Origin of the sequence: Pseudosporangium ferrugineum (assembly GCF_003002065.1) — a bacterium.
In the GTDB taxonomy this organism is placed as follows: Bacteria; Actinomycetota; Actinomycetes; order Mycobacteriales; family Micromonosporaceae; genus Actinoplanes; species Actinoplanes ferrugineus_A.
The window spans coordinates 1-8,496 of the sequence record NZ_PVZG01000053.1; the positions used below are offsets into that span (position 1 = coordinate 1).

At 72.6% G+C, this 8,496-nt stretch carries 7 protein-coding genes and 1 rRNA gene; 3 read left to right on the plus strand and 5 right to left on the minus strand.

What is annotated here, in order from left to right:
- Positions 1-20: 20 nt before the first annotated feature.
- Entirely contained in the window at positions 21-455 is a 435-nt protein-coding gene (locus CLV70_RS38255; protein WP_342750454.1) for an ISAs1 family transposase, read from the minus strand.
- A gap of 195 nt (positions 456-650) precedes the next feature.
- On the opposite strand from CLV70_RS38255, the gene CLV70_RS38260 reads away from it, so the two are divergent.
- Positions 651-1,295 carry a phytase gene (locus CLV70_RS38260; protein ID WP_245908805.1) on the plus strand — a complete coding sequence of 215 codons (645 nt, stop codon included), beginning with the start codon at positions 651-653 and terminating at the stop codon, positions 1,293-1,295.
- On the opposite strand, the gene CLV70_RS38265 is transcribed toward CLV70_RS38260, so the two are convergent.
- Together CLV70_RS38265 and CLV70_RS38270 are read right to left on the minus strand one after the other, a co-directional pair.
- Positions 1,255-2,376, minus strand: coding sequence for a glycosyltransferase (locus CLV70_RS38265; RefSeq protein ID WP_211304055.1), 1,122 nt, complete (start codon positions 2,374-2,376; stop codon positions 1,255-1,257). The genes CLV70_RS38260 and CLV70_RS38265 overlap by 41 nt on opposite strands.
- Positions 2,373-3,500, minus strand: coding sequence for a glycosyltransferase family 4 protein (locus CLV70_RS38270; protein ID WP_106131514.1), 1,128 nt, complete (start codon positions 3,498-3,500; stop codon positions 2,373-2,375). Before CLV70_RS38270 ends, CLV70_RS38265 begins: the two co-directional genes overlap by 4 nt.
- 142 nt (positions 3,501-3,642) lie before the next feature.
- On the opposite strand from CLV70_RS38270, the gene CLV70_RS38275 reads away from it, so the two are divergent.
- Positions 3,643-5,427, plus strand: a complete 1,785-nt coding sequence (locus CLV70_RS38275; protein ID WP_211304056.1) for a LamG-like jellyroll fold domain-containing protein — start codon at positions 3,643-3,645, stop codon at positions 5,425-5,427.
- A gap of 284 nt (positions 5,428-5,711) precedes the next feature.
- On the plus strand, positions 5,712-7,100 hold the full coding sequence (locus CLV70_RS38280; protein ID WP_106131512.1) for an FAD-binding oxidoreductase: 1,389 nt from the start codon (positions 5,712-5,714) through the stop codon (positions 7,098-7,100).
- Between the two features lie 19 nt (positions 7,101-7,119).
- Here the strand turns inward: CLV70_RS38280 and CLV70_RS38285 are convergent, their stop codons facing one another.
- Positions 7,120-7,662 carry a hypothetical protein gene (locus tag CLV70_RS38285; RefSeq protein ID WP_158277940.1) on the minus strand — a complete coding sequence of 181 codons (543 nt, stop codon included), beginning with the start codon at positions 7,660-7,662 and terminating at the stop codon, positions 7,120-7,122.
- 746 nt (positions 7,663-8,408) lie between these two features.
- Positions 8,409-8,496, minus strand: a 5S ribosomal RNA gene (gene rrf / locus CLV70_RS38290); the annotation flags it as partial.

Consider the following 8,496-nt stretch of genomic DNA (forward strand, 5'->3'; position numbering starts at 1 on the left):
TTTCGGATCCAGGTAAGCCATCAGACCCAGCAGACCTCCCTTCGAGTCTGTCCCGCCTGAAACGGGGATGTGTCAGAGCGCCTCGTGGCGCACTGGTTGCCTTTGACGGTCGGGATCCAGTGGGCGCCGCGTTCGGCGAGGTAGGTGACGTGCTCACGCTGGCAGTGCAGCGCGTCGGCGGTGATCACCGTGTCGCGCAGGTCGCCGATCTGGTCGAGCAGCGGGGCGAAGCGAGTGATCTCATTGGTTTTGCCGTCCACGTCGGTGTCGGCCAGGACCACGCTGCTGGCCTGGTCGCAGGCTGCGGGGATGTGCCGGGCGGCCACGTTGGTGGTGCGGGATCCGCGCAGCGACTTGCCGTCGACGGCGATCGCCCGCCGGCCTGATGAGGTGCCGGGCGTGGCTCGGCCGGCGAGCCATACGCCGATCGCCGCGGTCAGCAGCTGTGGGTCCAGGGGTCTGCAACAGCCGGTGGATCATTTTTTCGGACGGCCGCCGATCCGCGGCGATGCCCAAGGCGTGGGGCGGTCGTGTCCGCAGCATCGGCGACCCACTCGGCGATCGCGGCATAGGAGCGGCACACTCGTTCCTGTGCTCGCCGCTGTCAGGCCACCGGCTACGGGCTGGCCACGTACGGAAGGCTCGCCGTCGTGAGCCGCCGCCACACCACCCGGCTGGGCTTCTTCGAGATCGTCGACCGCGGCGGCAGGGTCGGTTACGTGCGCCGGCAGACGCTCGACCTTCCGCGTACGTTCACCCTCAAGGACGGCCGTACCTGGACCCCCTGCGCCGACCCGGGCGAGGACCCGCAGGTGGAGGGCATGGTCATCGATCCGAAAGCCGGCGTGCTGTACGCCGCACAGGAGGACGTCGGCCTGTGGCGCATCGACCTGCGGACGAAGCGGAAGAGCGTGCTCGAGCACGTGGCCGAGTTCGGCGCACCCTACGACGACGAGTGCACGGTGACCGGGCCCGGGGAGGGCGGCCGGATCCGCGCGGACGTCGAGGGCGTCACGATCCACGACGACCACCTGCTGGTCTCCAGCCAGGGGGACAGCAGGTTCTTCGTCTACGACCGCCGCACCGGCATGCCGGTCACGAGTTTCGCGGTCGGCGACGGCCCGCGCGCCGACGGCGTCCAGCACTCCGACGGCGCGGCCGCCACCTCCACGCCGCTGCCCGGTTACCCGCGCGGCCTGCTCGTGCTGCACGACGGCGAGAACACCCCGGACGGCGGCCGGGTCAGCACGAACTTCAAGTACGTGGACTGGCGCCGGCTCGGTCTGCGCCCATAGCCGCCAGGAACCCGTCCACCGAGGCGGACCACGGGAACTGCCGCGCGCGGGCCCGGGCCACCGCACGGCGGCCCGGGCGCTCCAGCAGGATCCGGGCGGCGAGGCCGAACGACGGGCCGTCGAGGGCGGACAGGCCGGCGCCGCCGAGCACCTCGGGGAGCGCGCCGGCGGCGTTGGCCACCACGGGCGTACCGGCGGCCAGCGCCTCCAGGGCGGCCAGGCCGAACGTCTCCACCGGGCCCGGCGCCAGCGCGACGTCGGCCGAGGCGAGCAGGGTGGCGAGTTCGGCGCGACCACGCAGGTGACCGAGGAAGCGCACCGGGAGCCGGCGTTCGGCGGCCTCGGCCTGCAGCGTGGGGCGCAGCGGCCCGCCGCCCGCGACGACGAGCACCGCCGGCACCCCGTGCGACCGCAGCGCGGCCAGCGCGTCCAGCGACAACGACGGCCGCTTCTCCGGCGACAGCCGGCCGCAGTGCACCAGCAGCGCGTCTCCCGGGGCGGCCCATCGGTGGCGCAGCCGCGGGTCGCGCCGTTCGGGGCTGAACAATTCCAGGTCGACGCCCAGGGGTACGCGGGCGACGTCGCGTACCCCGATCCGCTCGAACTCGGCCGCCGCCCAGCCGGTCGTGGCGACGATCCGGTCGAAGTCCGCGGCGCTGCGGGCGTTGAGCCGGTCGGCGACCCAGCGCGCGTTGCTGCCGCCGAAGAGCCGGAGCAGCCCGTCCAGGCTCTCGTGGGAGACCATCGTGGACGGTACGCCGTGCCGCCGCGCCCACCGCCCCACCCAGCGCAGCGAGGTCCGGTCCGACACCTCGAGGCGGTCCGGCCGCAGCCCGCGCACCGTGTCGGCCACCCGCCGGCGGTCGAGCAGCATCCGGTAGCCGCCCATCCGCGGCACCTCGGGGCCGGGCAGCGTGATGACCAGGCCCTGCTCCTCGCGCGTCTCGGTGTACCGCTCACCGGGGTGGATCAGCACCGCCTCGTTGCCGGCGCGCTCGTACCCGGCCCCGAGCTCCCGCAGGGCCGTCCGCAGCCCGCCCGAGCTGGCGGTCACGAAGTTCGCCAGCCGTACGATCCTCACGCCGTCACCAGGTTCCCGGCCAGCGCGACGGCGTAGTGCCCGAGCAGCTCGTCGCCGACCGCGGCCCAGCTCCGGCCCTCGATCGCCACCCGCCCCGCGGCCCCGAACAGCGCGCGCCGCTCCGGATCGGCGGCCAGCCCGGCCACCGCCGCGGTGAAACCGTCCGCGTGGTCCGGCGGCACGAGGTGGCCGGTGCGCCCCTCCCGGACCAGGTCCAGCGGCCCCCCGGCGGCCGGCGCCACCACGGGCACCCCGCTGGCCATCGCCTCCTGCACCGCCTGCCCGAACGTCTCGTAGGGCCCACTGTGCACGAACACGTCCAGGCTCGCGTAGATCCGGGCCAGCTGGTCGCCGTGCCGCGCCCCGAGGAACACCGCGTCCGGCAGCGCCCGGCGCAGCATTCCCTCGGCCGGGCCGGCGCCGACCACGACCAGCCGTACGCCGGGCAGCCGGCTCACCCCCGCGAGCAACTCCACCCGCTTCTCCACGGCGAGCCGCCCGACGAACCCGGCCAGCACCTCGCCGCCGGGTGCCAGCGCCCGCCGGATCCCGGCACCGCGCCGCCGCGGGTGGAAACGCGCGTCGTCCACGCCCCGGCGCCACAGGTGCACCCGGCGTACGCCGTGCGCCGCCAGCGCCGCCACCGATTCCGTCGAGGGGGCGAGCGTCAACGCCGCGGCATTGTGGACGGTCCGGATCCACCGCCACGCGGCCGGTTCGGTCATCCCCACCCGGTACGCCCGCGCGTACGCCGCGACATCGGTCTGGTACACCGCGACGCTCGGCAGCCGCAGCGCCCTGGCGGCCGCGGCACCCCAGGCACCCAGCACGAACGGGCTCGCGAGGTGCACCACGTCCGTGCCGTGCGTACGCAGGGCGGCGTTGAGGGCCGGGGTCGGCAGCCCCAGCCGGATCTGGGGATATCCCGGCATCGGCAGCGACGGGATCCGCACGACGGGGTAGGGCAGCGCGCCGACGGCCCCACGGACACCCGGCGGTGGCTGCGGCGCGATCACCAACGGCTCGTGGCCGCGGGCGACGAGGTGCTCGGCCACCCGCGCGACCGAGTGGGCGACACCGTTGACGTCCGGGAGGAAGGACTCCGTGACCAGCGCGATTCGCATGGCCACACGATGGGCGGCGGTCCGGGTCCGCGGAGAACGTCGTCGTGGCCGGCAGGGGAACGATCGGCGACAAGACCGCTGTTCGCCTGATCTTCGCCTGGTGTCCGCGAGCTGTTGCGGCGGCTTCGCGACAGTGGCGACCGTGGATCGACGTAACCTGCTCCGCGCGGCGGTCGCCGCGCCCCTCGTCACCGTGGCCGCCGAGCCGGCCGCCGCCCACCCGGCCGCCCGGCCCGCCGCTCACCCGCAGCGCTTCGCCCTCGCCGTCCTCCCCGACACCCAATATCTCTTCGACGCCGACAGCGCCGACCCGGCGCCGCTGCGCGAGACGTTCCGCTACCTGATCGAGCAGCGCGACGTGGTCTTCATGACGCATCTCGGCGACATCACCGAGCACGGCACCGCCGAGGAGATCGCCCTGGCCGGCGACTGCTTCCGGCGCCTCGACGGCCGGCTGCCGTACAGCGTGCTCGCCGGCAACCATGACGTGAGCGGTGACGACCAGCGGGGCTCCACCGCGTACCTGAAGGAGTTCGGCCCGTCCCGTTTCGCCGGCCGGCCCACCTTCGCCGGCGCGTCCCCGGACGGCTACAACAGCGCGCACCTCTTCACCGCCGGCGGGCGGAAGTGGCTCGTGCTCGCCCTCGACTGGCGCATCTCCGACGGCGGGCTGGCCTGGGCCGACGGTGTCCTGAAGGCCCATCCGCGGGTGCCCGCCATCGTCACCACGCACGACCTCGCGTACGCCGACGACGCCGGGGTCGCGGCCCTCTCCGAGCACGGCAGCCGCCTCTGGGAACGCCTGATCCGCGGCAACGACCAGATCTTCCTCACCCTCAACGGGCACTACTGGCCGCCCGGCCGCACGGTCCTGCGCAACGACGCCGGCCACGACGTCCACGTGCACATCACGAACTACCAGGACCGCTACTACGGCGGCGCGGCGATGATCCGCCTCTACACGTTCGACCTGGCCCGCGACACCATCGACGTCGAGACCTTCGCGCCGTGGTTCCTCGGCAGGAAGCCGGCGGCGCGTACCCCGCTGGAGGCGGAGACGGTCGAGCTCACCGGCCCGGCCGACCGGTTCGGCCTGCCGATCGACTTCGACGCCCGGTTCGCCGGCTTCGACCCGCCCGCGCTCCCGGCGCCGCGGCCGGCCCGGTCGGTGGTCGACCGCCACACGGCCGCCTACTGGCGGTTCGACGGCGCGGGCCAGGCGGTCACCGACGGCTCGGTGGTGCGAGACCTGAGCGGCAACCACAACGATCTTTTCGTACGGCGATTGGCGAACAGCGCTCAGAACGTGCTGACCGTGTCAACGGCTCACCACATAGCCCAGCCCGCCCACGCCAGCCTGCACTTCGACGGCGGCAAGAACCCCGACCGGGGCGCGGTCCTGCACACCGCGCCGGATGCCGCCCTGAACAGCATGAAGTTCCTCGGCGGCTACACCATCGAGGCGTTCCTGAAACTGCCCGAGCCGTTCGCCGGCGACCACGCGTGGATGGGCCTGCTCAGCTGGGAGGGCCGCAGCGGCTACGCGGGCAAGACCAGCGGCTGGTCCCCGCTCGAACCGACGTGCAGCCTCAACCTCTCCCCGGAACGCTTCCTCCAGTACGTGGTCTACCCCGCCGACCGCGACGCCGACCCGACCTCCTGGAGCCACGCGCTGCCGACGGGCCGCTGGATGCACGTAGCGGTCGTCAACGACGCCCACCGTACGGTCGTCTGGATCGACGGCTCGAAGATCGCCCGCAACCCGGCCCAGCCGTCCCGCGGCATCGCCACCCTGGGCCGCCCGTTCGTCCTCGGCGCCACCTCCTTCGACCTGAAGTACGGCCAGGGCTTCTACGGCTGGATCGGCGACGTACGCATCACCACCCGAGCCCTCCGCCCCGACCAGTTCCTCACCGCCACAACCTAGAACCGACCACTTCCTGCCCCACCCGCCGCTCCCACCGCTCTTACCCCGCCGCTCCCGCCGCTCTTACCCCGCCGCCCGCCGCTCCCCGCCCCGCCGCTCCGACCCCGCCGGTCCCCGCCCCGACCACTTCCCGCCCGCCAGCCACCGCTCCCGCCCTGACCACTTCCCGCATTCCCGAGCTCCCTTGGGGCCCCGGCCCGTTTCCCGCCGCGCTCCCGTCCCGGCCAACTCCCGCACCCTCACGTCCCGGCCGATTTCGCGCCGTCTCCCGTAGGGTCGGTGGCATGTCGCTGCCGGCCGCGCTGCCTCATCTCGACTTCGTCACCGACCCGGACGTCCTGGGGTCGCTGAGCCACGACGACGCGGAATGGGCACCGGTCGGCAGAGCCACCGCCGCGGTGCGCCCCCGCACCACCGAGGAGGTCGGCGCGATCGTCGCCGCCTGCGCCGACCGCGGCATCCCGGTGGTGGCCCGCGGCGCCGGCACGGGCCTGTCCGGCGGCGCGAACGCCGTCGACGGCTGCGTGATCCTCGACCTGTCCCGGATGAACAGGATCCTCGAGATCGACCCCGACAACATGATCGCCGTCGTCCAGCCGGGCGTGGTCAACAACGACCTCAAGGCGGCGGTCGCCGAGCACGGCCTCTGGTACCCGCCCGACCCGGCGAGCGCCCCCTGGTCCACGATCGGCGGCAACGTAGCCACGAACGCCGGCGGCCTGTGCTGCCTCAAGTACGGCGTGACCCGCGACTATGTCCTCGGCCTCGAAGCCGTCGTCGGCGGCCCGGCCGGCCCCTACGGCACCGCGGTACGCCTCGGCCACCGCACCACCAAGGGAGTTGCCGGCTACGACCTGGTCGGCCTCTTCGTGGGTTCGGAAGGCACCCTCGGCGTCGTCACGGAGATCACCCTGCGCCTGCGCCCGGCCCGCGCCGCTTCCCCCCGTACGGTGGTGGGCGCTTTCCCCAGCGTCGTGGCCGCCGGCAACGCGGTCGCCGCAACCACCCGCCGCGGCCTGCTGCCCACGGCCCTCGAGCTGCTCGACCGGGCCTGCCTCCAAGCGGTCGAGGACTGGAAACACCTGGGCCTGTCGGCAACTGCGGAAGCCCTCCTCCTGGCCCAGATCGACACCCCGGGAGCAGCCGGCGACGAGGAGGCGGCAGAACTGGCCGCGATCTTCCAGTCAGCGGGCGCCGAATGGGCTGAACAGTCCACGGACGAGTTCGAGGCGGAGGCCCTGTTCGCGGCCCGCCGCCTGGCCTACCCGGCGATGGAACGCCTCGGCCCGGTCCTCACGGAAGACGTCTGCGTCCCCCGCTCAGCGGTCCCCACGATGCTGGCCACCATCGAGGAGATCGCCGCCCGCCACTCGCTGACCGTCGCGACGATCGCCCACGCGGGAGACGGCAACCTGCACCCGCTGATCCGCACCCCACCGAACGACGAGAAGGCGAAGGAGCAGGCCCAGTCAGCCTTCGAAGAGATACTCCGCTCGGCGATCGCCCTCGGCGGAACGGTGACCGGAGAGCACGGAGTAGGCCTGCTCAAGCGGCGAGGAATGCGGGAGGAACAGTCGCCTGAGGTGCTGGCCATGCAACAGGCCCTGAAAAACTCCCTGGACCCCCGCAACATCTTCAACCCCACCAAGGTGACCGGCGACCCGGAATCCTGATCGCCTTCCTCATCCCACCTCAGTCGTGGCTGACGATAAGGTCGGCGACCCCGGACGTAGCATCGACATCGAACCGGTCCTTGGCGGCATCCCAGTCCGGCGGGGTAAAGACGGAGCCACCCCCGACACCGGTCTGACTCTGCCCATCGATCGTGACGTCCCCGGCCCCGTCCCGAGCGGCCACCCGCACCGGCGCCGTCCCCCCAAGGTGAACCAGCAGCCGACTGGCGCCGCCGCCCAACACCACCTTCTGCGTACCGGAGGCGGCCGGCAGAAACACCTCGGCCCTGCTGGTCCCCGCGGACAGTTCGGCATCCCCGCCGAGCGACCCACCCCTGAGATCGACCGCCACATCACTGGACCCGCCGGCCACCTTCACCTGCCAGCGAACGTCCCGAGCCAACGTAACGGTGACAATGGCGGGCCCGGACCCCCCGGATTCTTCCTTCAGCCCGGCAACAACCGTGCCACCCTGCACCTTCACGACGGGCACAAGCCTCGCCTCAGCCGGTGTGGCCACCTGATACAGCGCGCCCCCGAGGTCCCCCAACCCCACCCGCACGACATCCGACCCATTCACCAACTGAAACCCGTACGCCCGACCCGAATACCCAGCCCCGCCCCGAGCAACATTGTCGGGCTCACTGGGAGCGGCCTGCCCAAGCCCCGGCAACCCCAACCCGGTCCCGGACCCGGGCCACGTAGGAACCGGCGTAGGCCCGGAACCATCAGGCCCGGAACCACCCTGCCCCGGAACGACATAGTCAGGCTGATGCGCAGGATTATGATCGCGCCCGCCATCATCGGCCATCGAACACCCGGCCACGACAAGCACAGCAGCCAACGCGCCGGCCCTCAGCACCCGGACATTCATAAACACCTGTCTACCCGACAACCCCACCCGGTACACAACCCGCCCCACCAGGCCCCGCCCCGACCCAACCACCCACCCACAGCGTCCCGCCGCGTGCCGCCACGCCAACGCCCAGCTCGACCAAGCCCGCCACACCGAAGCCGGAAAACGCCCGTCAGCCACGCCGGCCCTCAGCCAACGCCGAGCCTCGCTCCCCGGCCCTCAGCTCCCGGCTCCCGGCCCTCAGCTCCCGGCTCCCGGCCCTCAGCTCCCGGCTCCCGGCTCCCGGCTCCTGGCGCCTGGCGCCCTGCTCCCGGCTCCCAGCTCCCGGCTCCCAGCTCCCGGCTCCCAAACAAAATATGGCCGGCCCTTGCCGGGGCCGGCCACAAATAACAAACACACATGAAACGCAGAAACGCCCACCCCTGTCAGGGGTGGGCGTTCCCACACGTTAAGTCCGGCGGCGTCCTACTCTCCCACACCCTCCCGAGTGCAGTACCATCGGCGCTGGAGGGCTTAGCTTCCGGGTTCGGAATGAGACCG